Annotated in this window: 21 protein-coding genes and 17 tRNA genes; 3 read left to right on the forward strand and 35 right to left on the reverse strand. The window is 30.3% G+C overall.

The window, feature by feature from the left end:
- Positions 1–10: 10 nt before the first annotated feature.
- Positions 11–1,159: a tyrosine-type recombinase/integrase gene (locus BN2920_RS02005; protein WP_058293387.1), complete on the forward strand. Its 1,149-nt coding sequence runs from the start codon at positions 11–13 to the stop codon at positions 1,157–1,159.
- A 246-nt stretch (positions 1,160–1,405) separates the two neighbouring features.
- On the opposite strand, the gene BN2920_RS02010 is transcribed toward BN2920_RS02005, so the two are convergent.
- The 21 genes from BN2920_RS02010 to BN2920_RS02110 all read right to left on the reverse strand — a co-directional run bounded on the left by BN2920_RS02010 (position 1,406) and on the right by BN2920_RS02110 (position 6,252).
- A tRNA-Arg gene (locus BN2920_RS02010) sits at positions 1,406–1,482 on the reverse strand.
- Positions 1,483–1,544: 62 nt separating this feature from the next.
- Positions 1,545–1,618: transfer RNA gene (locus BN2920_RS02015), tRNA-Gly, on the reverse strand.
- 27 nt (positions 1,619–1,645) lie between these two features.
- Positions 1,646–1,720 (reverse strand) — tRNA-Gly (locus BN2920_RS02020).
- Between the two features lie 4 nt (positions 1,721–1,724).
- A tRNA-Leu gene (locus BN2920_RS02025) sits at positions 1,725–1,808 on the reverse strand.
- 6 nt (positions 1,809–1,814) lie between these two features.
- A tRNA-Lys gene (locus tag BN2920_RS02030) sits at positions 1,815–1,890 on the reverse strand.
- A 6-nt stretch (positions 1,891–1,896) separates the two neighbouring features.
- A tRNA-Gln gene (locus tag BN2920_RS02035) sits at positions 1,897–1,971 on the reverse strand.
- 6 nt (positions 1,972–1,977) lie between these two features.
- A tRNA-His gene (locus BN2920_RS02040) sits at positions 1,978–2,053 on the reverse strand.
- A gap of 6 nt (positions 2,054–2,059) precedes the next feature.
- Positions 2,060–2,136, reverse strand: a tRNA-Arg gene (locus BN2920_RS02045).
- A 26-nt stretch (positions 2,137–2,162) separates the two neighbouring features.
- Positions 2,163–2,236 (reverse strand) — tRNA-Gly (locus tag BN2920_RS02050).
- A gap of 31 nt (positions 2,237–2,267) precedes the next feature.
- Positions 2,268–2,342: transfer RNA gene (locus BN2920_RS02055), tRNA-Gly, on the reverse strand.
- A gap of 6 nt (positions 2,343–2,348) precedes the next feature.
- Positions 2,349–2,432 (reverse strand) — tRNA-Leu (locus tag BN2920_RS02060).
- A 6-nt stretch (positions 2,433–2,438) separates the two neighbouring features.
- Positions 2,439–2,514: transfer RNA gene (locus BN2920_RS02065), tRNA-Lys, on the reverse strand.
- A gap of 6 nt (positions 2,515–2,520) precedes the next feature.
- A tRNA-Gln gene (locus BN2920_RS02070) sits at positions 2,521–2,595 on the reverse strand.
- Positions 2,596–2,601: 6 nt separating this feature from the next.
- Positions 2,602–2,677 (reverse strand) — tRNA-His (locus BN2920_RS02075).
- Between the two features lie 6 nt (positions 2,678–2,683).
- A tRNA-Arg gene (locus BN2920_RS02080) sits at positions 2,684–2,760 on the reverse strand.
- Between the two features lie 134 nt (positions 2,761–2,894).
- A tRNA-Gly gene (locus BN2920_RS02085) sits at positions 2,895–2,968 on the reverse strand.
- A 31-nt stretch (positions 2,969–2,999) separates the two neighbouring features.
- Positions 3,000–3,075: transfer RNA gene (locus tag BN2920_RS02090), tRNA-Pro, on the reverse strand.
- Positions 3,076–3,387: 312 nt separating this feature from the next.
- Positions 3,388–3,861 carry a metallophosphoesterase gene (locus BN2920_RS02095; RefSeq protein WP_058293388.1) on the reverse strand — a complete coding sequence of 158 codons (474 nt, stop codon included), beginning with the start codon at positions 3,859–3,861 and terminating at the stop codon, positions 3,388–3,390.
- A 45-nt stretch (positions 3,862–3,906) separates the two neighbouring features.
- Entirely contained in the window at positions 3,907–4,518 is a 612-nt protein-coding gene (locus BN2920_RS02100) for an XTP/dITP diphosphatase (protein WP_058293389.1), read from the reverse strand.
- Positions 4,518–5,267: a ribonuclease PH gene (rph, locus tag BN2920_RS02105; protein WP_058293390.1), complete on the reverse strand. Its 750-nt coding sequence runs from the start codon at positions 5,265–5,267 to the stop codon at positions 4,518–4,520. Before rph ends, BN2920_RS02100 begins: the two co-directional genes overlap by 1 nt.
- 4 nt (positions 5,268–5,271) lie before the next feature.
- Complete coding sequence (locus BN2920_RS02110; RefSeq protein ID WP_058293636.1) at positions 5,272–6,252, reverse strand: AIR synthase family protein; 981 nt, start codon at positions 6,250–6,252, stop codon at positions 5,272–5,274.
- A gap of 97 nt (positions 6,253–6,349) precedes the next feature.
- Here BN2920_RS02110 and BN2920_RS02115 point away from each other — a divergent pair, with 97 nt between their 5' ends.
- On the forward strand, positions 6,350–8,029 hold the full coding sequence (locus tag BN2920_RS02115) for a hypothetical protein (RefSeq protein WP_058293391.1): 1,680 nt from the start codon (positions 6,350–6,352) through the stop codon (positions 8,027–8,029).
- Between the two features lie 97 nt (positions 8,030–8,126).
- Here BN2920_RS02115 and BN2920_RS02120 read toward each other — a convergent pair whose 3' ends face one another.
- Positions 8,127–9,605, reverse strand: a complete 1,479-nt coding sequence (locus BN2920_RS02120; RefSeq protein ID WP_058293392.1) for an ABC transporter substrate-binding protein — start codon at positions 9,603–9,605, stop codon at positions 8,127–8,129.
- Between the two features lie 162 nt (positions 9,606–9,767).
- Between BN2920_RS02120 and BN2920_RS02125 the strand changes: the two genes are divergently transcribed.
- Complete coding sequence (locus BN2920_RS02125) at positions 9,768–10,073, forward strand: hypothetical protein (protein WP_058293393.1); 306 nt, start codon at positions 9,768–9,770, stop codon at positions 10,071–10,073.
- 73 nt (positions 10,074–10,146) lie between these two features.
- Here BN2920_RS02125 and BN2920_RS02130 read toward each other — a convergent pair whose 3' ends face one another.
- The 13 genes from BN2920_RS02130 to BN2920_RS02190 form a co-directional block, all read right to left on the reverse strand.
- Positions 10,147–10,422 (reverse strand): CD3324 family protein, encoded by a 276-nt coding sequence (locus BN2920_RS02130; RefSeq protein WP_058293394.1) that lies wholly within the window; start codon positions 10,420–10,422, stop codon positions 10,147–10,149.
- Between the two features lie 288 nt (positions 10,423–10,710).
- Entirely contained in the window at positions 10,711–12,141 is a 1,431-nt protein-coding gene (gene gatB / locus BN2920_RS02135) for an Asp-tRNA(Asn)/Glu-tRNA(Gln) amidotransferase subunit GatB (RefSeq protein WP_058293395.1), read from the reverse strand.
- 18 nt (positions 12,142–12,159) lie between these two features.
- Positions 12,160–13,617 carry an Asp-tRNA(Asn)/Glu-tRNA(Gln) amidotransferase subunit GatA gene (gene gatA / locus BN2920_RS02140; RefSeq protein ID WP_058293396.1) on the reverse strand — a complete coding sequence of 486 codons (1,458 nt, stop codon included), beginning with the start codon at positions 13,615–13,617 and terminating at the stop codon, positions 12,160–12,162.
- A 22-nt stretch (positions 13,618–13,639) separates the two neighbouring features.
- A complete protein-coding gene (gene gatC / locus BN2920_RS02145; protein WP_058293397.1) occupies positions 13,640–13,930 on the reverse strand; it encodes an Asp-tRNA(Asn)/Glu-tRNA(Gln) amidotransferase subunit GatC in 291 nt (96 codons plus the stop codon).
- Between the two features lie 195 nt (positions 13,931–14,125).
- Positions 14,126–14,398, reverse strand: coding sequence for a hypothetical protein (locus tag BN2920_RS02150; RefSeq protein WP_058293398.1), 273 nt, complete (start codon positions 14,396–14,398; stop codon positions 14,126–14,128).
- A 5-nt stretch (positions 14,399–14,403) separates the two neighbouring features.
- Positions 14,404–16,395 carry an NAD-dependent DNA ligase LigA gene (gene ligA, locus BN2920_RS02155; RefSeq protein WP_058293399.1) on the reverse strand — a complete coding sequence of 664 codons (1,992 nt, stop codon included), beginning with the start codon at positions 16,393–16,395 and terminating at the stop codon, positions 14,404–14,406.
- Positions 16,396–16,425: 30 nt separating this feature from the next.
- Positions 16,426–18,702 carry a DNA helicase PcrA gene (gene pcrA / locus BN2920_RS02160; RefSeq protein ID WP_058293637.1) on the reverse strand — a complete coding sequence of 759 codons (2,277 nt, stop codon included), beginning with the start codon at positions 18,700–18,702 and terminating at the stop codon, positions 16,426–16,428.
- A 581-nt stretch (positions 18,703–19,283) separates the two neighbouring features.
- On the reverse strand, positions 19,284–20,000 hold the full coding sequence (locus BN2920_RS02165) for a pseudouridine synthase (RefSeq protein WP_058293400.1): 717 nt from the start codon (positions 19,998–20,000) through the stop codon (positions 19,284–19,286).
- 236 nt (positions 20,001–20,236) lie between these two features.
- Positions 20,237–21,124: a lytic transglycosylase domain-containing protein gene (locus BN2920_RS02170; protein ID WP_058293401.1), complete on the reverse strand. Its 888-nt coding sequence runs from the start codon at positions 21,122–21,124 to the stop codon at positions 20,237–20,239.
- 51 nt (positions 21,125–21,175) lie between these two features.
- Positions 21,176–23,407 carry a triple tyrosine motif-containing protein gene (locus tag BN2920_RS02175; RefSeq protein ID WP_058293402.1) on the reverse strand — a complete coding sequence of 744 codons (2,232 nt, stop codon included), beginning with the start codon at positions 23,405–23,407 and terminating at the stop codon, positions 21,176–21,178.
- Between the two features lie 148 nt (positions 23,408–23,555).
- Positions 23,556–24,011 carry a YaiI/YqxD family protein gene (locus BN2920_RS02180; protein WP_058293403.1) on the reverse strand — a complete coding sequence of 152 codons (456 nt, stop codon included), beginning with the start codon at positions 24,009–24,011 and terminating at the stop codon, positions 23,556–23,558.
- 5 nt (positions 24,012–24,016) lie between these two features.
- The gene (locus tag BN2920_RS02185; RefSeq protein WP_058293404.1) at positions 24,017–25,366 is read right to left on the reverse strand and encodes a glucose-6-phosphate isomerase; all 1,350 of its coding nucleotides are present in this window, start codon (positions 25,364–25,366) and stop codon (positions 24,017–24,019) included.
- Positions 25,367–25,560: 194 nt separating this feature from the next.
- On the reverse strand, positions 25,561–26,166 hold the full coding sequence (locus BN2920_RS02190) for a hypothetical protein (RefSeq protein WP_058293405.1): 606 nt from the start codon (positions 26,164–26,166) through the stop codon (positions 25,561–25,563).
- Positions 26,167–26,433 lie beyond the last annotated feature (267 nt).

Here is a 26,433-nt window from a genome sequence, read left to right on the forward strand (position 1 = left end):
GGTAATCTAAATGGCAAGAACAACGTACAAGAAGAGATTGATTGATGGAGTTGAATACTTTTACGAAGTAGTAGAACTTCCTCGTAAATCAAATGGAAAACGTAATAGAAAACATGTTTGTGCAAGAAGTGCAGCAGAATTAAAAAAGAAATTAGATAAAATACATAATGATTTATATAATGGCGTTGATATTTCAAACACTAATACTTTTGGCTCATTATTTTATGATTGGTTTTATAACACTCATTTGAAAAATAAAAAAATTTCTACACAAAACAGATATGAAGGTGTTTATAATCTTTATATTAGAAATTCAAACTTAAAAAATAAAAAAATAAAATCATTAAAAGCAATTGATCTACAGAAATTTTATAACTCTTTAGAAAATGAAAATGTTTCTGCTAATACTATAAAAATAATACATAATATTATAAAACCATTCTTGCACTTTGTTTATATCAGCGGTTTAAATATAAGAGATTTGAGTATATCTGGAACAGTTAAACTTCCAAAGATAGTTAAGACCAATAATTACAAAACTGTTTTAAGCTTAGAAGATCAGCAAAAATTCATAGATTATCTAACTGCTACAGACAATTCAGATAGATTAATTTATATGTTTGCATTAGGTACAGGATTACGTCTAGGTGAAATATTAGCTCTAACATGGGATGATATTACAGATGGCATGGTTAATGTTAATAAAAATATTAAATGTGTAAAAATAGATGATAAGTGGACTATAATTGTACAGGATACTCCAAAAACAGAAAAGTCAAATCGTATTGTGCCTATTCCAGATAATATTTTATCTGAACTCGCATTACATCAGAAAAAGCAGAATGAATTTAAGAATTTCATAGGAGATATGTACACTGATAATAATATAGTTTTCCCTACTGAATTAGGTACTTATATTGATCCTTCAAATCTAAATAGAAGATTCAAAAAATCTTTAGTTAAAGCAGGTCTTAATCCAATAAAATTTCATAGTTTAAGACATACTTATGCTACAAGATTATTCGAAAATAATGTTCAGCCTAAAGTTGTATCTGATTTATTAGGTCATAAAGATATTACTACAACCCTAAATATTTATACTTGGGTTATGGAATCTCAAAAAAATAAAGCTCTTGAAGCCATAAATAATATATTTTAATAGCAAGGTTAATTTTTTTAACCTTCTATTTTTTTATTTTAAAAATGTTAATCATGTCTGAGTCCTCAACATTACTGGCGTCACATTAGGTTGGTTAGAAAAGTTAGGTTTTTTTGCTATACTTGTGGCTTCTGTCAAACCAAACTTTTTTTATTCTCTATTAAATTCTAATGGTTGTAGTAAGGGTTGTAGTAAAATAAAATACCGAAGATCTACATTGCGTAAATCCCCGGTATTTCTAGCCTTTGGTACACCTAACAGGATTTGAACCTGCGACGCTTGGATTCGAAGTCCAACGCTCTATCCAACTGAGCTATAGGTGCATATCTTAATATTTTCTTCTGTTTTTATATAAAAATAAAAACAACTGATTTCAGTTGTTTTTTGGAGCGGGTAGTGGGAATCGAACCCACCTTGCCAGCTTGGAAGGCTGGAGTATTACCGATATACGATACCCGCATATTATTGTACATAATTTTTAATTAGTGGAGCGCGAGACGGGACTCGAACCCGCAACTTCCACCTTGGCAAGGTGGCACTCTACCATTGAGTCACTCACGCAACTTGGTGCAGATGAAGGGAGTCGAACCCCCACGCCGTAGGCGCTAGATCCTAAGTCTAGTGCGTCTGCCAATTCCGCCACATCTGCATATATTGGTGGCTCACCCGGGAATCGAACCCGGGACACCATGATTAAAAGTCATGTGCTCTACCGACTGAGCTAGTGAACCGTAAAATGGCTGGGATGGCAGGATTCGAACCTACGCATAATGGAGTCAAAGTCCATTGCCTTACCGCTTGGCGACATCCCAATTTTATGGGGTGAACGATGGGACTCGAACCCACGACAACCAGTGCCACAAACTGGCGCTCTACCAACTGAACTACGTTCACCATCAATGGTGCGTTTTAAGGGATTCGAACCCCTGACCCACGCCTTAGAAGGGCGTTGCTCTATCCAGCTGAGCTAAAAACGCATATTTTACAAACTTAATCGTTTGTATGGAGCGGGTAGTGGGAATCGAACCCACCTTGCCAGCTTGGAAGGCTGGAGTATTACCGATATACGATACCCGCATATTGCATTGTCCATAATTTTGTTTAAAAATGGAGCGCGAGACGGGACTCGAACCCGCAACTTCCACCTTGGCAAGGTGGCACTCTACCATTGAGTCACTCACGCATTATTTGGTGCAGATGAAGGGAGTCGAACCCCCACGCCGTAGGCGCTAGATCCTAAGTCTAGTGCGTCTGCCAATTCCGCCACATCTGCATATATTGGTGGCTCACCCGGGAATCGAACCCGGGACACCATGATTAAAAGTCATGTGCTCTACCGACTGAGCTAGTGAACCGTAAAATGGCTGGGATGGCAGGATTCGAACCTACGCATAATGGAGTCAAAGTCCATTGCCTTACCGCTTGGCGACATCCCAATTTTATGGGGTGAACGATGGGACTCGAACCCACGACAACCAGTGCCACAAACTGGCGCTCTACCAACTGAACTACGTTCACCATCAATGGTGCGTTTTAAGGGATTCGAACCCCTGACCCACGCCTTAGAAGGGCGTTGCTCTATCCAGCTGAGCTAAAAACGCATATTCAGACTCTAATAATTATAGAACATATTCTGATTTTTGTCAACTTTACTTCCACCAGAACGTATTCTATTTTAATATCTTAATAGATATTTGTCAAGATTTTTTTCAAATTCATTTGATAAAATCTTTATTGGAGCGGGTAGTGGGAATCGAACCCACCTTGCCAGCTTGGAAGGCTGGAGTATTACCGATATACGATACCCGCATACTGAACTTTAATCATTTATTATGATTATTGGTCGGGGTGACAGGGATCGAACCTGCGACCTCATGGTCCCAAACCACGCGCGCTCCCATCTGCGCCACACCCCGCTGTTTTTTTACATACCGTTCAGCGACAATGATTATTCTACAATATCACGTTCAATTCGTCAATACCTTTTTTAAATAAATTTATTAAAATGCTTCTTTTTATATTTTAAATATGCTTAATAAATTATTTATTCATAGTTTATAACACTCTAAATACATATACATAAATTTTGAGATTATTATACTATACTTCTTATTATCTAAATAACAATCAACTAGTATAATAACCTCTTTTTTCATATCTTATACTATATATTTTATGTAATTACACTACACATACATTTCTCTGTACATAATACACTCTATTTATTGCTATTCAATTTCTTTTAAATAGACTTCTATCTCTCCATTATTTATGTTTATAAATCCAACACTTCTTTTTGATAGTCTTGGTAACGATGTACTACCAGGATTCATAAGAATAAGTTCATCTGTTCTTTCTATCACAGCTTGATGTGTATGTCCAAACAAGACAATATCTGCTCCTATTTCTCTCCCTTTATAATATATATTATTTAGCCCCATTTTAACCCCATAAAGGTCTCCATGTGTCATAAATATTTTCTTACCTTCAACATCTATAAGTCTATCCTTTGGATATTTTCTAGAGAAATCACAATTCCCTGCAACTATGTAAACATCGCCTTTAAATTCTCTTTCTAACTCTTCTGCATCCTCTACGTTATCACCAAGATGAATAAGTATATCAGCATCTTTTATTAACATCTTAACAGATTTAACATACGCATCACTTCTATGTGTATCACTTACAACAGCTATTAGCACATATATCTCCTCCTACAAACTAGTTATATATAATCAAATTTCAAATTATATTAAATCAATTAAAGTATCTTTTAATTTAATAAGAGCAATACCTCTATGACTTATTTTATTTTTTTCTTCAGCTTCAAGCTCTCCAAAGGTCTTATTGAAAGGTTCATAGAAAAATAGTGGGTCATATCCAAATCCACCTTTTCCCTGTATACTTTCAATTATAAATCCTCGCACTTCACCCCTAACAGTATAATATTCTCCTTTATCAGTAAATAGAGATAGCTGACACACAAACTGAGCTCCTCTTTTTTCTTTAGGAACACCTTCTAAGTTTTCTAATAATTTTTCATTATTTTTATCATCATTTCCGTGTTCACCGGAATATCTTGCTGAATATATTCCTGGCTCTCCATTTAAATAATCAACTTCTAAACCTGAATCATCTGCCAGAACTATAAAATCTTTTTTCCCTTTAGATAATAAAAACTCATATATTTCTTTAGCTTTTTTCTTAGCATTTTCTTCAAAAGTCTTCCCATCTTCAACTACATCAATATCAATTCCTTCATCTTTTAAAGACTTTACTTCTATAGGTAGTCCTTCTAATATTTCTTTAATTTCTTTTACCTTTTTTGCATTATTGCTTGCTAATATTAATTTTTTCATTAATTGCTTCCTCCAGTTCCTATCCAAAGCGCATCCATCTTAAGCGCATCCTTTTGGGCTTGAATCATTTGCTTTATTCCCTTTTCCGCAAGATCTATTAATTCATTTAGCTCTGTTCTTGTATAAGGAGCTTCTTCACCAGTCCCTTGAACTTCTATGAATTCCCCTTCATCTGTCATTACTACATTCATATCAACTTTTGCTTCCGAATCTTCTACATAGCATAAATCTAGCAGCTTCTCATTATTTAATATTCCAACACTAGTTGCAGCTACAAAGTTTCTGATTGGATACACTTTAAAAGGCTTAGACTTATGCATCTTATTAACAGCATCAACAAGTGCTATAAATGCTCCTGAAATAGATGTTGTTCTAGTTCCACCATCAGCTTGAATAACATCGCAATCTATCCACAAAGTTTTTTCTCCAAGAGCTTTTAAATCAACTACTGCTCTTAATGCTCTTCCTATTAATCTCTGTATCTCCATAGTTCTTCCATCTATTTTTAATCTAGCGATATCTCTTATTTTTCTAACTTCTGTGGATCTAGGTAGCATATTATATTCCGCTGCAATCCATCCCTCACCCTTACCTTTTAAAAATGGTGGAACCTTCTCTTCAATTGAAACATTACATAGTACTTTTGTATCTCCTACCTCAATAAGAACAGATCCTTCTGCATATTTAGTATAATTTCTAATTATTTTTGTATGTCTAATTTGGTCATTCTTTCTTCCATCAACTCTCAAAATGTCACTCTCCTATATTAAATAATTCATCTCTTTTAGGTGGATCCACCTTAATTTTTTTGCCATCTTCTATTAAAAAACCATCTTTTTCGGTTATCTTGCCTATTATAGTAGCTTTTATGTTATAACCTTCAAGTTCTTTAACTAATTCTTTTCCTTTATTTGTAGTAATCATCATACTGCCAGATGATATTAATCTAAGATAATCTATATTAAATTCTTTACAAATCTTTTTTGTAATATCTAGTACTGGCACCTTGTCTTTATATATTTCAAATCCTTTATTAGCAGCAGCAGATACTTCAAATATAGCCCCTAGAAGTCCACCTTCTGTTATATCATGCATTGAATGTGCACCTAATTTTCCTGCTATTCTGCCTTCCTTTAAGACACTCAATTCATCTATTAATGATTTTCCAATATCTATTTCTTCTTTTGATAAAATCCTATTTAATCTCTCTTCATGATCATTAATTAAAATGCAAGTTCCTTCGAGTCCCATGGTTTTTGTTACTACTATATCATCTCCAACCATCGCACCTGCAGTCCTAACTGATTTTCCCCTTGGATTTTTTCCTATCACAGTAACTGAAATAATCATTTTATTAACTGCACTGGTAACCTCCGTATGACCACCTATAATCTCAACATTTATTTTTTCTGCTTCTTCATTAATTTCTTTCATAACATCATTGATTTCATCTAAGCTTGATGTAGTAGGTGCTAAAATAGTAACTAAAATTCCTATTGGTTCTCCACCTGCTGAAGCTATATCATTACAATTTATATGAACAGCAAGCTTCCCCACGTTCTTATCTGCACCTGTAATTGGATCTGTAGAGAATATTGCTTCACTTTCTCCAAAATCAATTATAGAACAATCTTCACCAACATCATTTCTAACAATAACCTCATCTCTTTTTATTGATTTATTATTAAAAATAATGTTCTTCAGATCATCAAAGTTTAATTTTCCTTCCTTAATCATTAAAAATCTCCCCTTTTAGTTGTTTTTTATGCACCTTTTCACTACTAAATTCATATTAATGAATAAGATTAGAATTTTATGAGAGGTGTATACATTGAGATATATAGGACCATTTTTCAGGATGAATAGTCTTTCCCAAAAAGAAATTAGTGGTCAACTTTTTTACTTATCAAAAGAATCAGTTAAAACTTTAGTACTAAATTCAAAATGTGGACTTATAATTCCTCCAGTAAGGACTTCAAAAAAGTCTTCTATAAATGATATTAACACACTAAATAATTTTTCACCACTATTATGCTTATATAGAAAAGCTTCTCCTATGTTCATCCATAATAAAACAAGTCATGGGTTTGATGAGTCAACTTTTAAGAAAGAGATATCACCTACTACTAATGCCCTTATGACATTATGCCTTCTTGAGTTAAGTAAATACTACTCGCATTTTACTGAGGGTAATAGAAATATCAATTCTCTTGAAAATGCATATAAATATTTAGCTAAAGAGCAGCTCCAATTTTATTCAGAGCATTTAAGAAATGCAGAAGGTCTATTTGTTCCCAAGAAAAATATATCTGATGGTAATTCAAAAGGATATGAATTAGTAGATAAAGATAATAAATTCAAGTTTTCAGATCAAGCATTTATGATGGATGCATATTTATTATATTCAATATACAACCCTTCTGATGATGCCTGCGAAGATTACAAAATCTTTTCATATGAAATTTTGCAAGTGTTTAAGGAGTATAAGGATTCTCTTTATGATTTATCATTTACAGAAAGCATAGAAATATTCTTAGCACTTAATGTTTTCTACAAATATTCAAATTCATTAATAGCTAGAGAACTTATTCTTGACTTAGGTGATTATTTAGTCAATAAATTTCAAGAAAAAGATTACTATATAGATTCCCTAGACGATTGCGCTTTATTCGCTATATGTTTAATGGAAGCTTATAAACATACAGATATTATTTCCTTCAAAGAGACTGCTAAGGAAATAAACGAAAAACTTCTCAGCTTATATGATAATGATAAAAATATCTTTTTAAAGATATCTGATAAAAAAGATATTAAGTATTCATGTACAGAAATAAATTTCTATCTAATTTCATTAATTTTGTACTCTGAAGAAACTGATAAAACAAATGATTTAAAGCCTATTGTATCAGGAATATTTAAAAGATTTTATGTAAATGGAGGTCTATTATCCAGCTGGCCTGAAGCACCTACTTTAGATGAAGTAGAAAGATATAAAAGATTAAGTCTTCGTGTTGATGATATGATGGATGAAAGTTATTTTAGAATGTCGGTACTTCCAACTCCTAAGAGTACAGGATTAGCACCTATATTTGTAAAAAATCTAGAATATTCTAAAAAGAAAGATAATCTAAGCAAAGGTAGAATTACATTTGATAGCAATAAAAATATGACTAATTTCTTTTTAATAATATATCTTTTTAGAAACTCTGTTGAGGATACTATGGAATTAAATCTTCCGCTTGAAAAGCAAGAAGCTTTAAACAATTCACTTAGAAAATCATCATCTTCAGAATCTAAAAACGCTAACTTAGATAACAATGAACCTTCAGATATAGAATCAGAAATTTCTGAAATAAAATCCAATGACTCAGTTATTGATACTACATCAGAATTAGAAAATATAAGCAATAATTCAGAGCCTCAAATAACTTTAAATGGTCTCTCTGAAAATAAAGCTTCCAGTAGCGAACACCCTAATTTATCTAAGAATAAAAAATCAAAGAAAAGATAAATTAAATCACTATAATTGCAGGGATATATCAAATTTAATGGCATTTCTGATATATCCCCTTTATTTATGTTTAAAATATGCAATGATTAATCTTTTTTTATTTTATACTACTAAAATTAATATTTCCATTACCATCTATCTTGAGTGTAGAAATCTCATCTGAAAATCCTATATTCTCATTATAAAACGCTAATGGTAATATACTATAATCACTAAATAATGTTTCCTCTAATAAATTATAATTTCCATTCGCTTTATTAAATAAATCTTTTTCGCTATCACTCATATAATTAGAAAATCCATTAAATAACCTTTGTTTGTTATTAGAATCTGCCTCAGAATTTATCAATACCATATCATATCTGTTTCTTAATTCTTCATCATTTATTTCATCTTTAACAAAACTATATCTTATAGTAATATGAGTATTATCTTTAAACCATTGTTCAATTGCTCTACATAAGTTTCTGTTTTCAGTATTATCTTCAGCCAGTATAGTTAATATTTGAGGCTCACTCCATTCCTCTTTCTTATTCAAATTTACTTTTCTTTGTTGTATATTTGTTAGATTGTTCTTGTCTTCTCTAAAATAACTACATTCAGCTAATTCAAATTCTTTATTATCATCGCCATAAAATCTACTTAAAGCTTCACATATATTGTTATATATATCTCTTCTCCCTGCTAATGGGATATCGCCATTCTTATCACTTATATAAACATACGTAGATTTATTTATTGGTAATGTTATTAGTTTTTTTTCTTCTGCTAACTTGCTTAGCTCACTTTCTGGAGGATCAATAATTATATCTCTTTGTTTTATTTCAAATGCAGCCATTGATAATTCAGTATTTTCATCTTTTACTATATTTATAATCTCTTTATTTTCTGAATCTTTCTTTACGCTGACCAGTTTCATATTTTGATTATCTGCACTCTCTATTTTGTAATCTCCGCTATAAACTAAATCATTATAGTTTTTATTCATGTCTCCCCACATTAATATATTCTTTCTCAATCTATATTGAGGCTTTGTTAATTCATTTATAAAATCCTTATTTGGCTTGTTTAACCTCATAACAACTTTTCCATCATTATTTGTTATAGCAACTCCAGTCATAAATGTGACCTTGCCATCTTTAAACTGTTTAGCCCCATATACGTCAAGTAACGCTTGTATATTATTCTCATCTTCTTCTTTTATTAATTCCTTAAAGAAGGTTACAATATCATCACAAGTTATTTTGCTTCCGTCACTCCAATATATATCATCTCTTATCTTAAATTCATATTGTATTCCATCAGAGCTTTGTGTTATTTCACTACATAATACAGATATAATTTTATCATTTTCATCCTTCTCTATTAGCCCTTTACTTAATGCACAAAGAATATCTTTATCTCTAATTGATAGATTCGTTACAGTTCTTAAATTCTCTGGTATATTTTGTACGCCATAAGTAAATGCATTTACAGAGTCATCACTAACCGTTTTATCATCATCTTTATATACAAATCCTAAACAAAATGATACAAATATTAGTGTTATAGACATAAGAATAAAATATTTTTTCAAATTTTATTCCTCCCTTTTACATTACTTTAAGATATTTATTATAACTTTTATTTCAAACTAAACTATATTACGTAGTATTTCCATTTTTTAGCTCTAATAAACAGTTATATTTTTTTTATTATTGTGATATAATTTTAATATCTTATTTGGGAGGTTTTTCAAATGGAATATTTATTTGGAGCATTTGCAATAGTTTCTATAGTATTTATGTGTGTATTTATGTTTTTGGGAATATGGCTTTTTGTTGTAGCATTAAAAGCTTTCCGTCATCAACGTTATCACAATTACATATTAGAAAAAATATATCAAAAAATATCAAAAATATCTGACAGTTTAAGTGATGACAATAATAAAAATGATTATTCATATTTAATTGGTGAAGAAGATTTTGACATTTCCGATGATAAAAATGATTCTAAGATCGATAATGTGACTGACTTTAATAAACAAGAAAAATTCACAAAATAATAAAACTGCTTATGACTATAAATTACTATTTTACAGTCATAAGCAGTTTTTAAATAATATGCCTCATTTACCTTTATTCATTTTTACTTTTTTGTAAGACAATTCTTTGAATACTCTTCTCTGATAAAAAATATTTTTCTGCAAGAATTTTTATCTTTACTCCAGTTTTATATTCTTCATATATCATAGAATTTCTTTTTTCTATTTCTTTTCTATAGTCAGTATTCTCTCCCCAACTCTTTTTATTGTCTTCTTTTCTTGGAATATAAATGTACTCTCCATCAACATAATTTTGAATCAATTCTAAAATTTCATCTGGCAATACATCTACAGCCTTTACATAGCTCACTACTTGCTCTCCTCCTAAATATAATTTCTTTCTTTAATTAGGATGAGCAAAGGCTATTTTTATCTGTTATTAAACGCAATAGCCTCTGCTATGCATTTATAGATGGTGTTGTCATGAAAAACTCCCCCTTTTTATAATTTTCATTTTTCATGTTAATTATTATAACACTACTTAAAAACTATTTTATCATAAAGCATCATTTTTCTTACTATTATTTCCAAAATAATTTTGAATAAAAAGGCAGCAAATAATCTTATAAACTATCTGCTGCCATTTCTAAAAAGTGTCTTATCTCTTTTTAACTTCTTGTTCTACTAACTTATTAACAATTCCTGGGTTTGCTTGACCTTTAGCCATTTTCATAACTTGACCTACAGCAAATCCAAGTATTCTATCTTTTCCAGCCTTAAATTGTTCAATAACTTGTGGATTTTCATCTAAAACTTTATTAACCATTTCAAGGATAGCACCTTCATCATTGTTTACTTTTAATCCTTTTTCGTCGATTATAGTTTTAGGTGATTTTCCACTTTCAAACATATCTTCTAATACTTGCTTACCTATTGCTGAAGATATTGTACCATCTTTAATAACTTCTATTAATTCTGCTACATCATTTGGAGTGAATTTAAGTTCTTCAATCCAAATACTTTCTGCCTTCATAAGCCTTGATATATCACCCATTATCCAGTTAGATGCTGCCTTTGGATCTCTTGATAATTTAGCTGCTTCATCAAAGAAATCTGCCATAGATGTTGTTAACGTTAATACATGAGCATCATACTTAGGTAATCCATATTCTTTAATAAATCTAGCTTGTTTTTCATGTGGTAATTCAGGTATAGTCTTTCCTATTTCTTCAATCCATTCATCAGAAATATTAAGAGTAACTAAATCTCCCTCTGGGAAGTATCTATAGTCATTAGCTTCTTCCTTACTTCTCATAACTACAGTTAAATTATTTGCTTCATCCCATCTTCTTGTTTCAACAAACATTTCTTCGTTATTCTTAACTGCTTCAACTTGTCTGTCAAATTCATAATTCAATACTTTTTCAACAGATTTAAATGAGTTTATATTCTTGATTTCTGTTCTTACGCCTAACTTCTCATCGCCTTTTTCTCTTACTGAAATGTTAACATCACATCTTAAAGAACCTTCTTCCATCTTACAGTCAGATATTCCTGCTGCCGAAAGTATACTCTTTATCTTTGTTAGGTATAATGTAACTTCTTCTGTAGTTCTCAAATCTGGTTTTGTTACAATTTCAATAAGAGGTACTCCTGCTCTATTAAAGTCGATTAGCGCCCCTCTCTTAGTATGTAATAACTTACCAGCATCATCTTCTATATGAATTCTTTCGATTCCAATTCTCTTAATTTCTCCGCTTTCAAGTTCAATATCCACATATCCATTTCTGCAAAGTGGTAATTCATCTTGAGTTATTTGATAGTTTCTAGGACAGTCTGGGTAGAAATAATTCTTTCTATCCATTCTTCCTACTTTAGTTATTTCGCAATTTAAAGCTATACCTGCTTTAATTCCTAATTCAACAACCTGTTTATTTAGTTGTGGAAGTGAACCTGGAAGACCTAGACATACTGGACAAACATGAGTGTTTGCCTTTCCACCGAATTCAATAGCACAACCACAATACATTTTTGTTTTAGTTGAAAGTTCTACGTGTGTTTCTAATCCAATGACTGATTCAAATTCCATTACTCTCACTCCTTCTTCCTATAAATTTGGATGCATTTCATGCCAATTAGTTGATTGTTCATAGCTATAAGCTAAGTTAAATAATGTATCTTCTTTGAAGTAGTTACCCATGATTTGCATACCTACAGGAAGACCATTTGATAATCCGCATGGAAGTGAAATTGCTGGAATACCTGCTATGTTTACAGGTACAGTATAAATATCACCTAAATACATTTCTAATGCATTAGCTGTTTTTTCTCCAATTTTATAAGCTGGAGTTGGTGCAGTTGGTGATATAATTGCATCAAAATCTTTAAATATCTTATCAAAGTCACCTTTAATAAGATTTCTAACCTTTAATGCCTTTTTATAATATGCATCATAATATCCTGCTGATAAAGCATATGTACCAAGCATAATTCTCTTCTTAACTTCTTTTCCAAATCCTTCACTTCTTGATTTGAAATATAACTCAACTGCATCCTCTGGATTTTCTGTTCTATGTCCGAATCTAACTCCATCAAATCTAGCTAAGTTTGAAGAAGCTTCAGCACAAGCTACTAAATAGTAAGCTGCAATAGCATAATCTGCAAGTGGAAGTGATACTTCCTTAACTTCTGCTCCATTAGCTTCAAATACTTTTAGAGCATCATATACAGCCTTTTTAACATCTTCATCTAATCCTTCTTTAAAGAATTCAGATGGTACTGCTATTTTCTTTCCTTTAATATCTGTATTTAAAGAATCTAAATAATTAGGTACATTTACATCTACACTTGTAAAATCTCTATTATCAACACCTGCAATTGCTTGAGTTAATAAAGCACAGTCTTTAACGTCTCTTCCAAGTGTACCAACTTGGTCTAATGTAGACCCATATGCTACAACACCATTTCTTGAAACCCTTCCGTATGTAGGCTTAAGTCCAACAATACCACAGAAAGAAGCTGGCTGTCTTACTGATCCACCTGTATCTGTTCCAAGCGCTATTGGAACCTCTTTTGAAGCTACAGCAGCTGCTGATCCACCTGATGATCCACCTGGAACTCTTTCTAAATCAAAAGGGTTCTTAGTTATCTTAAATGCTGAATTTTCAGTTGATGAACCCATTGCAAATTCATCCATATTTAATTTTCCTAAAATAATTCCGCCTTCTGCTTTTACTTTTTCAGAAACAGTTGCATCATATGGTGAAATATATCCTTCTAATATTTTAGAAGCACAAGTATTTTGCATACCCTTAACGCTTATATTATCTTTTATTCCTAGAGGAACTCCGCCTAATATTCCTAAATCTTCACCTTTAGATAACTTTTCATCTAAAGCTTTTGCTTCATTTAATGCTTCTTCTTTAGCTACATATAAAAATGCATCCACTTTAGAATCAACATTTTCAATTTTATCTAAATGAGCTTTTGTAATTTCTTCTACTGAAGCTTCTTTTTTTGCTATTATTTCTTTTAATTCATGAGCCTTGTAATTTGAAAACTCCATTGAATCTGCCTCCATTTCTACACTATTCTTTAATTATACTTGGAACAACAACATATTCTTCTAATGCATCTGGTGCATTTTTCACTACATCTTTAAGGTCTAGAGATGGTACAACAACATCTTCTCTAAATTTATTTTCGATATAAATTGGGTTTACTATTATATCTTCGTTTTCTGTATCTAATTCACCTAGTTTTTCTACATAAGCTAATATTTGATTTAAATCTTCTGCTAAACCTTCTTTTTCATTTTCATCAAAGCTTAATCTTGCAAGTTCAGCAACATATTCAACATCTTTTTTGCTAACAGCCATAATTAAAACCTCCTGTTTTTATAGTTAACAGTTGACATATAACAAGTTGACAGTTGGAAGATATAATTGCTTTTCTCCATTAATTGTCACTCGAACATTGTCAATTGTAAATTGATTTCATTCTAAATTAACATATTAAATTTTATCATAAATTTCGTTATTTTACTATTTAAGTATTGTGTACATTAATTTTTATTATTTTATCCAATTAAGTGCAAAATAAAGTAAACTTAATGATATTACAAAGCTAATTCCAGAATACAACATTCTTTTCTCTATAGATTTATCTAAGATAAATCTAAGACCAAGAGCTGCCATAGTAGCACTTACTCCGAATTGAAGAGGGACATATGAATTAAACATCTGACCTACATAATGAAATTGGTATGTTGTTAAAAATGTACATATTACTATTATGCTAGTTATTATAGTCAAAACATACACTAATGCCTCAACTAATCTTTTCATATACATCACCCTTTCAACATCTCTTCAAATTCTTCTTCTGAAAGCACTTTTATTCCAAGCTCTTGTGCCTTTGTAAGTTTGGATCCCGCTGCTTCTCCAGCTATTACATAATCTGTCTTCTTACTTACGCTTCCTGCTACCTTAGCTCCTAAACTTTCTAATTTTTCTTTTATTCCAGTTCTTGAGTAATTTTGAAGCGATCCTGTTGCAACCACTGTTTTCCCTTCAAAAGGACTTTGAATAACTTCTTTTTCTTCATACATAGGATTAACACCTAATGATAATAACTCATCAATTGTCTCTAATACTTTTTCTTCTTTAAAGAAAGCTAATACATCTTGTGCAACTATATCACCAACATCTTGAACACTAACAAGTTCATCAAACGTTGCTTTCTTAAGACCTTCTATTGATTTAAATTTATTTACCAAATCCTTAGCCGTTTTTGCACCTACATTAGGTATTCCTAAGGCATATATAAATGAATGTAATTGACAATTCTTACTCTTTTCTATGGCTTCTAAAAGATTTTGTGCCTTCTTTGGTCCAAATTTCTCCAAATCAACTAACTCTTCTTCTTTTAATTTATATAAATCAGATATTGATTTAATATTTAATTTTTCAAATAATTGTTCAGCAGTTCTCTCTGAGAATCCTGCTATATTCATAGCTTCTCTTCCTGCATAATGAACGATACTCTTAACCATTTGTGGTTTACAAGACAGAGTATTTTCACAGAAATAATGCGCTCCATTTAATACTAAGTGACTTCCACAGGCAGGACATGTTTCTGGTACTTTTATTTCTTCTGAGCCATCTAATGATTCTGGAACCACTCCCATGATTTCAGGAATAACATCATTACTTCTTCTTACAAATACATCAGCACCTATTCTTACACCTTTTCTTTGAATATCATCCATATTATTAAGAGTGGCCCTCTTAACAGTTACTCCAGCAAGCTCTACTGGTTCTAATATAGCTGTTGGTCCAACTCTTCCGCTTCTACCAACATTCCATTCAACATCTAAAAGCTTAGTTGTTGCTTCCTGAGCTTCAAATTTATAAGCAATGGCCCACTTAGGGAACTTAACCGTGTAACCAAGTAGTTCTCTGGTTCTAATATCATCAATAGCTATTACTAATCCATCAATATCATATCCTAATGTGAATCTTATTTCCTTTATATGTTCTATTTGTTTTTCTATTTCTTCTATTGTAGTACAAACTTCCATATAATCATCAACTGGAAGACCTTTTTCTTTTATGAATTTCATCATTTCTAAATAAGATTTAAATTGCTCGCCTTCCTTATAACCCACATCATAGAAAAATGCTGATAAATTTCTTCTTGCTGTTTCTTTAACATTAAGATTTCTAAGAGCTCCAGCAGCTCCATTTCTTAAGTTCTTTAATGGAATTTCTGAAGACTCATTATATTTATCAAATGCTTCTTGCGTCATGATTGCTTCACCATGAACTTCAAACACATCATCACTATCAATCTTAAGTGGAATTGATTTTATTGTTTTAACTTGAGCGGTTACATCTTCTCCAGTCTCACCAGTTCCTCTAGTTGCAGCTATAGAAAGAACTCCTTCTTCATTATAAGTAAGGTTAATTGTTAATCCATCGAACTTTTTAGTAAGAACATATTTTAAATCTGGAAGCTCTTCTCCTCTACTTCTCATTTCCTCTACAAATTTCACATTTCTATTGTGCCAATCTTTCAATGCTTGCACAGTTTGAGCTTTATCCATACTCCATAGTCTTGCCTTATGTGTATATTTGTTAAATCCACCTAAAACAACATCACCAACTCTTAACGTCGGAGAATAAGGAAGAACATATCCTGTTTCTTCCTCCAACTTTCTTAACTCATCATACTGTTTATCATACTCTTTATCTGTTACAGATGGGTTATCTAAAGAATAGTATTCATACGAATATCTATTCAGCTTTTCAACTAATTCTTCAATTCTTTTTTTACTATCCAAAATTACTATTCTCCTTTTAAAAATAGTTAGTTATACTGATTTCAGTTTAGCTAATGATAGCATTAAATTCTTTACTCCTTGCTTATCAAACGCTATTGTTAATTTCTTATCTCCACCATTCTCTTGAACCTGAACTATTGTTCCAACACCAAACTTCTCATGTATTACTTTTCTTCCAAGTGTAGCTTCACTTGCATTTAAATATTTCCCTGAAGATTGATTCATATTATTTGGAGTTATATCAAATCCGTTTCTGCTTAAAGATAACCCACTTTTAGCTACTTGATTATTACCTGTTAGATTATTTCTTAAACTATGTGGATTATTATAACTACTTGTATTAACAAAACTATCTCTACTCTTAATTTTTGCTTTATCATTTGCAACATACTCTTTAAGTTCTGGCTTTATTTCATTAATAAAATCTGATTGAGGATATGCAACAGTTCGACCAAATACTCTTCTTACTTCTGCTGACGTCATAAATAGTACTTCTTTTGCTCTTGTTATACCAACATAACAAAGTCTTCTCGACTCTTCCATCTCTGATTCTTTTTCAAACGACGCATTTCCCGGGAAAATACCATTTTCCATTCCAACCATAAATACAACTGGAAACTCAAGTCCCTTTGCACTATGAACGGTCATAAGTACTACACTATCATCTTCATCCTCAATTTTATCAGTATCCTGAACTAAAGATACCTTTTCTAAGTAAGCAGACAATGTTTTATCTTCACTGCTTTTTTCAAATTCAACAGCATCTGATACTAGTTCTTCTAAGTTGTCAATTCTGCTTTTATCTTCAATTTCCTTTGATTCTTTTAATTGCTTTAAATAACCAGTTTCTTCTAATATTGTTTTAATAAGTTCAGATACCGGTATAACCTCACTTAACTCCATGAATCTTTCCATTAATCCAACAAATGGTTCAATAGTAGATACATTTCTAGCTGTTAAAGTTGGAATAGTTCTTACTTCAGCTAAAGCATCCCACATATTTAATTCAAAATTTTCTGCAAAGTCCTGAACTTTATTTACTGTAGCATCTCCTATGCCTCTCTTAGGAACATTTATAATTCTTTTTATACTTATATCATCTTGAGGATTAATAATTACCTTTAAGTATGCAAGCATATCTTTTATTTCTTTTCTATCATAGAATCGTGTTCCACCAACTATCTTATATGGAATTCCTTTTCTTCTAAAGCTTTCTTCAAAGATTCTTGATTGAGCATTGGTTCTATAAAGAATTGCAAAATCATTATAATTCTTGCTTTCAGCTTCCTTTATCTTTGAAATCTGCATTCCTACAAAATCGCCTTCATCACTATCTGCATAAGCTCTATAAACTTTAATTTTACTTCCACCCTCTTGCTCAGTTCTTAAAACCTTGCTTTTTCTGTGAGAATTGTTAATTATAACTGTATTTGCAGCATCTAGTATATTACCTTTTGATCTATAATTTTGTTCAAGTTTAATAACTTTTGCACTTGGATAATCTTTTTCGAAACTTAAGATATTCTCAATGTCTGCTCCTCTCCACTGGTATATACATTGGTCGTCATCGCCCACAACGCATATATTCTTATATTTAGCTGCAAGTAATTTGACCAATTCATATTGAGCACCATTAGTATCTTGATACTCATCTACCATTATATATTTAAATTTATTTTGATAAAAATCCAGCACTTCAGGATTCTTTTTAAATAATTCTACAGTTTTAAAAATAAGATCATCAAAATCTAAAGCATTGTTTTCTTTAAGTCTCTTTTGATACATCTCATATGCATCAGCAATTTTCTTTTCCCTAAAATTGCTTTCATTTTCTAGCATAAAACTTCTGACATCTTGCATTCTATCTTTAGCCTTACCTATTTTACCCATTATTTCTTGCTCTGTTATATCTTTTTCATTAATATTAAGTGTCTTCATACACTCTTTAACTAATGTTTTCTGATCCGAGCTGTCATATATAGTAAAGCTGCTTTTATATCCTAATTTATCTATTTCTCTTCTTAATATTCTTACACAAGTTGAATGGAAAGTGGATATCCACATGTTTTCTGCTCTTTCACCAATAAGAGCTTTAACTCTATCCTTCATTTCTTTTGCTGCTTTATTGGTAAAAGTAATTGCTAATATGTTATAAGGCGGTATATCTAAATCATCTACCATATGAGCAATTCTATGTGTTAACACCCTTGTTTTTCCTGATCCTGCACCTGCTAAAATTAACACCTGCCCATCTATAGTCGTAGCCCCTTCATATTGTTCTTTATTAAGTAATTTTTTTAAGTCCATCATTACTTATTCCTCCTTTCCCAATCCTTAAAATATTATACCATAAGTACAATAAATTGAAGACTATATAAGAAAATTTATGTTGTTTGTAATACTTTCTCCTAATTGCAAAATTAAATATATATTATCTAAATAAAAAAATTATTAATATACTCTATAATTAATCTTTCCCCAATAAACAAATTTTAATATTTATAATAAAAGATGCAAAAAATCTGAATTATAAATTTCATTAATATTAATAAATGAAATTTATAATTCAGATTTGCTATTTTTTTGTTAATCTAACTTTTATATAATATTTTATCTTAAATTTTTAGGCACAATTTTTTGTTATCGTATTCATATTTACAAGTAAACATTTTCAGTTTACAAAATAAAAAAAACGCAACCCTTGGGGCTAGGTTGCGCTTCAGCAATAAGCAATAAGCAATAAATAAAAAGGGGGCTATATATTCCTTTTATTTATCCTTGCATGATTATTATAGAGTATCTCTTAAATAAATGCAAGTAATTTATTTAAATTTATTAATTTTTTTATTATAAATGAATGATTTTATTGCAAAATGATTTAATATTCGTTAATAGCTTCTTAAAAGTGCTAATTCGTCATCTGTCAATTCTCTATATTCGCCTTCTTCTAATTCTGGATCTAAAATCAATCCTCCAAATTCCTCTCTTTTAAGATAAATCACTTTTTTCCCTACTGCTTCAAACATTCTTTTTACTTGATGATATTTTCCTTCTTGAATTGTAACTCTAACTTCTGATCCTTTTTCTGTAGCAGATATTATTTCAAGCTTTGCTTCTAAACATTTATATCCATCATCTAATGTTATTCCTTTTTTAAACGCTTCAATATCGCTCTCATCAACTTTTTTATCTATCTCAGCATAGTATATCTTATCTACATGATACTTAGGGGATATTAATCTATGATTAAGTTCTCCATCATTTGTAAGTAATAACAATCCTACTGTATCCTTATCTAACCTACCAACTGGAAATGGATCAAATACTTGATGATCTAGTTCAAGTAAATCAACAACTGTTTCATCTCTATTATCATGAGTTGCTGAAATAACACCATCTGGTTTATTCATCATTAAATATATGTATTTACGATATAATATTTCTTCGCCATTTACTTTTATAATAGAACTTTCAGGATCAACTAACATACCATTATCTTTAACTACAACTCCATCGACTTCTATTAATCCTTTTTTAGCAAAAGACTTCACATCTTTTCTACTTCCATATCCTAAATTAGAAATAATCTTATCTAATCTTTCCATAATATACACTCCAATCCACTATTTATTTACCAGCTCTAATTTATTTACTTCAAAATGATTTTACTTTCTAGATATAACTCTATTTATTTTATCATAGTGTTACACATTGTAACATATAAAATTCATTTATTCTCAAATGCAAAAAGACTAAATCAAAATAATAATTTAATTTTGATTTAGTCTATAAATATATATCGAATTGTAATTTAAAAGGCTTAATTGTTTATTTTCTAAAATTAAACCCCACTCTTATAATACTTAAGAACACTTGGTACATAATTTTGAGTTTCTGCTGGCATTTTGTATAAATCATTTTCAGAAGCAACTCCTCTTTTTTGCATAGTGCCAGAGCCTGCATTATACGCCATTAAAGCCATATCTATATTTCCATTATACTTATCAAGATTTTGCTTTAATAATTGAGTTCCTCCATTAACGTTTTGATTAACATCATATGGATCTGAAATTCCTAAGCTACTAAAGTTAAAAGGCATTATTTGCATAAGTCCCATAGCTCCTGCGCTTGAAACTGCTGTAGAATCAAAATTTGATTCCTGCTTAATTACAGCTAAAATCAGGTCCTTATTTACTCCATACTTCTTTGAAGCATCATCTACTGCTGCATAAATCTTTTCCATGTCAGCTGGAGTTGCATTATTAGATATATAATTACTATAATCTGCTCCTCTTTCATTAACCATCATAGCTAATTTTTCTAAATCCTGTCCTGTTGGACAATCTTGTTGAACAGCACTATTTTTTGTATCGTTAGAGCTTTTTGCTGATTCTTGAACTGACTTCATCATCAATGCATTAGCTAACGTCATTTGATTTGACATATCCTTTGATTCAGAGCTGCTGCTATCATCACTGCTTGTTAACTGACCATTACTCATTAAAGACATTGCCATTAATTGTTCTGCTGATATATCATTAGTTGAAGATGTAGATGTATTCGAGTTCTTTGATGAGTTAAGCATATTGTCCATAACTGTTTGAAAAGCTATATCCGATTCATTAATACCTGAAGATGACGAATCACTTCCAGTTAATTGACCGTTTCCACTTGTTGTTAAAGCTAATAATTGTTCTGTTGAAAGTGAATTCAAACTATCTATTGCCATAAGTTTGTTTCCTCCCTAAGTTTTTCTCTAATTTATATTTTCGGAATACAATTAAATATCTTTAACTTCAAATGATAATTCATCATAATCTTCATAATTAACTTTCTTATAAAAACTCTTAACCAAAGCTAAAATTTTATATTTTCCTGCTGTGAAAGGAATGAAACTATAATATTTCTTTCTGCTATAAGCCTGCACCCTTTCCCATGTATTATTCCTCATTAAATAGAATTCATAACAAACATCTTTTCCACCTTTATTAAATACATCAAATGTAATTTCCTCATTAATTTTAAATTCTTTTTTGTTAGTAACTATATTTGTATTAATTACAGGCAAAGCTTCACTAACATATATGTTAACTTGCTTTTTAAAATCAAATTCATCTTTGCATTTAACATTCTTGGCATAAACGTCTATTGTATATTTTCCAGCTACCTTTGGCGTAAATCTTAACTTTTTATCTTTAATATAATCAGTTTCTTCTACTTTACGTCCATTTATCTTAGTTTCATATTTCATAAGTATGTTTTGAGTATCTTGAACTATACATTCGAATGATATAATATCTCCAATTAAATGGCTCTCTTTATATGGCATTATAATATAATCTATTTTGGCCGGTAAATAATCCAAAACTTTTAAATATACAAATGTATGAGCATCGTATTCTTTTTCTGAATACTTATCTTTAACCATTATTTCTATTTCATATTCTCCCGTTTTGTTAGGTGTAAAATCAATCCAATTAGATTTATTGTAATCACTTTTATTTATAAGCGAACCATTTCTCCTTATATTGAAACAATATAATACATGTGCATCACTTTCACATTTCACCATTATATTAACAGGATCATTTATTAGAGTATTTCTATCCTTATCTACTATAACATCAACTATCTTTATAGGTTTTTCACCTTTCTTTTCAATAAGGAAATTAATCCTTCTACAATCCTCATAGTCTCCATCATAAGATGAATCCTTAACATACATTATTATTTCATATTCTCCAACTTCTTTAGGGCTCCATATATACTCATCATCACTTATGAATCCTGTATCTTCTTCTATAACGCCCTTCACAACATATCTGTATAATAATTTTTTTCCACCATCAATTTCTGAAGTCAACCTAATATCACTTCCAATAGCTTGAGGCGAATTTAAATCTGCTATGAAATTCTTTATACTTATATCTTTATAAGCTTTGGCCGTATATACAAATATCGCCCTATCATCATATTCTTTATTAGAAAGAATATTTTTAGCCAAACAAAGTATTCTATAATTTCCACTTTGACTCTCATCATAGCATACTACATTATTATTTGAGTATTCTTGAATACATGTTGATCTTCCATTTTCATATATTTTATAGAACTTATATAATACTGTTTCATCATGATAATTAGTTTCTACCTTAAATCTTAACTGTTCTCCTACAAGCAAATCTTTATTTTCACATTTAAAGTTATTTATTGTGAGTTGTCTCATTTCTTTTACATTTACCTTAATAGTTCTATAGTCATCAAAAACCTCATTTGATTCTATTCTTTTACATTGTATTAAAAATTCCTTTTCACCAACTTGTGTTGCAGTATATTTAAGAATATTATCAGTTTCATAATCTCTTATAATATCCCAATCTTTATATCTTTTAATATAAAACCTATATAGCATATTGTTATCGTAATAAGACTTTACTTCAATAGAGCATTTCTCACCAACTGTTATTTCATCTTTGTCTAAAGCAACTTCTTCTATAATTTTTTCCTTTGAAGCACTAATCTTTACAGATTCTTTATTCTGAAAATCTTCAGTAAGAATTTTTTTCTCATCTGTATTTAAAGAAGAAATACTAATAATATCTTCTTTTTCCTTGTATTCTATTATATCTTCAAACTTCTCTTCTTCCGTTTTCATATGGTTTATATCCTCATTGCTCAAATTACTATTGTTATTATAATTATCCATAGATTCTTCATCACATATTATATAATCCTGCTTTGCTAAGTAATCTAATGGCTTTTTACCATCCTTTTCTCTTGCTTGTACCATAACTATATAATTACCAGTAGAGTCTGGTACCCATAGGCATTCATTATTTATAGAAAAATCTTGAATTGTTTTCCATATACCGCCTTTACCAACTATAAATTTATATTCTAAATTACTTATATCTTCATCTATCTTTCCTATTATCTTTATTTCTGTACCCATAGATTGTGGTTTTTCTTTATCGAAAATAACTTCTACATATTTTAATTGCATATTTTCCATATAATCACTCCCATTACATAATACCATATCTTTATAGTACACCTTCTACCATTTTTTGTAAATATATTTATTTTATTTTTATTTAAATTCTATCATATTTATCACGTTTCCTTCATATAATGTTATTTATCTATAAAAAAAGAAGCCATTAATATAGCTCCTGACTTACAATTTTATTGTCTATTAATTTTATAAGATTGCTTTCTAATCTTATATCATCTTCTTTATTTCTTTTTCGCGGTCCAGAAGTTCTTCCTCCTGCATTCCTAATTTTTTGTGATATATGTCTCTCTTCTAAAAGCCTTTCAATATTTTTCTCTGTATATATATATCCTTTTGGATTTATTACACTGGCTTTTTTCGAAAGGCATATGGCTGCAACACCATAATCTTGAGAAACAACTATATCATTTTCTTTAGTTTCATTCATTATATACATATCAGCACTTTGAAACCCACTATCTACAATCCTTACATCACTATAATCACTTCGAATAAAATGATTTATATCGCAATATAAAATAACCTGCAATGAATATTTTTTTGCTATTCTTTCAATAATAGAGATGCCCGGGCAGGCATCTCCATCAATTATAATTCTCATTAATATTAAAGTCTCTTTTCTAGTTCAGCCTTCATATCTTCATATCCTGGCTTTCCTAATAATGCAAACATGTTTTTCTTGTATGCTTCAACACCTGGTTGATCAAATGGATTAACACCTAAAAGATATCCACTGATTCCACAAGCTTTTTCGAAGAAATATACCATATATCCAAAATAGTATGGAGTTAATTCAGGAACACTTAATACCACGTTAGGTACTCCACCATCATTGTGTGCTAATAAAGTTCCTTGGAATGCTTGCTTATTAACAAAATCCATAGTCTTTCCAACTAAGAAGTTCAATCCATCTAAATCTTGTTCATCTTTTTCTATTTCGATTTCATATTTAGCCTTTTCTACATTAATAACTGTTTCAAAAAGAACTCTTCTTCCTTCTTGAACATATTGTCCCATTGAGTGAAGATCAGTTGTAAAATCACATGCTGCTGGGAATAATCCTTTGTTGTCTTTTCCTTCTGATTCTCCATATAATTGTTTCCACCATTCATTGAAGTAATGAAGTGATGGTTCATAGTTTACTAGCATTTCTACTACTTTTCCTTTATTGTATAATGCATTTCTAACAGCTGCATATTTATATGCATCATTTTCTTCTAATGAAGGATTAGAATATTTTTCTCTTGCATCTGTAGCACCTTGCATCATAGCATCTATATCAATACCTGCTGCTGCTATTGGTAATAAACCAACTGCTGTTAATACTGAGAATCTTCCTCCAACATCATCTGGAACAACAAAAGTTTCATATCCTTCTGAATCAGCAAGTGTCTTTAATGCACCTTTTGCCTTATCAGTAGTAGCATATATTCTCTTTCTAGCTTCTTCTACTCCGTATTTCTTTTCAACATAAGATTTTAAAATTCTAAATGCAATAGCTGGTTCTGTAGTTGTACCTGATTTTGAAATTACATTTAAGCTTACATCTTTTCCTTCAATCGCTTGCAAAAGTTCTGTCATATATGTTGAACTAATATTGTTTCCTACATAAAATATCTTAGGTGCTTTTCTTTGATCTTTATCTAAAGCATTGTGGAAATTGTTTGTTAACATTTCTATTGCAGCTCTAGCTCCAAGATATGATCCACCTATACCAATAACTATTAATACATCTGAATCACTTTTTATTTTTGCAGCAGAATTTTTTATTCTGGCAAATTCTTCTTTATCATAATTTACTGGAAGGTCAACCCATCCTAAAAAATCACTACCTGCGCCAGTTCCATTATGCAACTTTTCATGAGCAGTCTTAACCATTTCTTCCATGTAAGTTATTTCGTTTTCTTTTAAATAAGGTGCTACTTTTGATAAATCTAATGATATGCTTTTATTCATTTTCTGATTTTACCTCCATATACATAAAAAATAATCATTTCTCGTCATAATTATATCACAAAATACATCAAACTTATGTACTCTTTTTATTATTTGTATTATTATATAAATAATTCAGCATAATTATAAAAAGAGAAATGAAGCATTTCTCTTTTTATAATTAAATTATTATTTTTTGTAATTTAACAGTTCTTTCAACAACACCTATGACAGCATTTACAGCAGCATTTACGCCTTCTATTTCTCTTTTTTCTTTTATTTATATAGTCAATAACTTCCTGTTTTGCCTTTTCATAACCAGCAGTAAATCCATCTGAATATCCCTCATCATATATACCCTGGCATTTGTCTACTTTAGTGCTACATTCGTCTTCTTGATTCTCTTCTTCACATTCATACTCTTGATTTTCACATTCATTTCCTAGATTTGGAGTATCTTCACTACTACATCTACAGGTATAATTACATTCTGTATAATATGCCTTATCTTCATTATCTTCTTCTCTTTCTTGAGAACAATGTATTTCATGATGTTCTTCATGAAAATCACAATCATCCTCCTCATCATCCGAATCAATTAAATTAAGAATTAATTCTTCTTCATTCTGGTTATCAAAAGAATCATTTGTGCAATAAAAATCATCATTAAACGCTTCTTCATTTAAGTTCATTCTACAATCATCAGAAAAATCATTATCTACAAATTCTTCTTCTAGCACGTCTTCATCCATAAATTCATCACGGTCATACCTTTCAGAGAATCTTATAATATCATCCATATTCCTAGTTTTTTTGTTCATCTTCTTCTCTCCTTCATTGTAAAAGATTAAGATTTTTAAACTTATAATTATCTGATACTATATTATGCTATTGAACCCTATTTGCTATCTTATAATTTTCAATTTTTTCTATTTCTTAATAGTAGGTTTACAGATGATGTTTACCTAATTTTAAGAAATAAATTAAGTGATAACTGTTTATATGTTTTATATTCGAAATTTCATAAGTCACTTATAAACAATCTTTCTAATTATCTCTATAAAAAGATAATATTTATCTCTCAATGC

The organism is Clostridium neonatale, from assembly GCF_001458595.1.
GTDB lineage: Bacteria > Bacillota > Clostridia > Clostridiales > Clostridiaceae > Clostridium > Clostridium neonatale.

Coding starts and splice junctions, on each gene's coding strand:
- BN2920_RS02175 (WP_058293402.1), bottom strand. CDS start 23,407: ATGGAAAATATGCAATTAAAATATGTAGAAGTTATTTTCGATAAAGAA.
- gatB (WP_058293395.1), bottom strand. CDS start 12,141: ATGGAATTTGAATCAGTCATTGGATTAGAAACACACGTAGAACTTTCA.
- pcrA (WP_058293637.1), bottom strand. CDS start 18,702: ATGGACTTAAAAAAATTACTTAATAAAGAACAATATGAAGGGGCTACG.
- BN2920_RS02185 (WP_058293404.1), bottom strand. CDS start 25,366: ATGAATAAAAGCATATCATTAGATTTATCAAAAGTAGCACCTTATTTA.
- BN2920_RS02190 (WP_058293405.1), bottom strand. CDS start 26,166: ATGAACAAAAAAACTAGGAATATGGATGATATTATAAGATTCTCTGAA.
- BN2920_RS02005 (WP_058293387.1), top strand. CDS start 11: ATGGCAAGAACAACGTACAAGAAGAGATTGATTGATGGAGTTGAATAC.
- gatA (WP_058293396.1), bottom strand. CDS start 13,617: ATGGAGTTTTCAAATTACAAGGCTCATGAATTAAAAGAAATAATAGCA.
- gatC (WP_058293397.1), bottom strand. CDS start 13,930: ATGGCTGTTAGCAAAAAAGATGTTGAATATGTTGCTGAACTTGCAAGA.
- BN2920_RS02150 (WP_058293398.1), bottom strand. CDS start 14,398: ATGAAAAGATTAGTTGAGGCATTAGTGTATGTTTTGACTATAATAACT.
- BN2920_RS02180 (WP_058293403.1), bottom strand. CDS start 24,011: ATGAGAATTATAATTGATGGAGATGCCTGCCCGGGCATCTCTATTATT.
- BN2920_RS02125 (WP_058293393.1), top strand. CDS start 9,768: ATGGAATATTTATTTGGAGCATTTGCAATAGTTTCTATAGTATTTATG.
- BN2920_RS02100 (WP_058293389.1), bottom strand. CDS start 4,518: ATGAAAAAATTAATATTAGCAAGCAATAATGCAAAAAAGGTAAAAGAA.
- BN2920_RS02165 (WP_058293400.1), bottom strand. CDS start 20,000: ATGGAAAGATTAGATAAGATTATTTCTAATTTAGGATATGGAAGTAGA.
- BN2920_RS02170 (WP_058293401.1), bottom strand. CDS start 21,124: ATGGCAATAGATAGTTTGAATTCACTTTCAACAGAACAATTATTAGCT.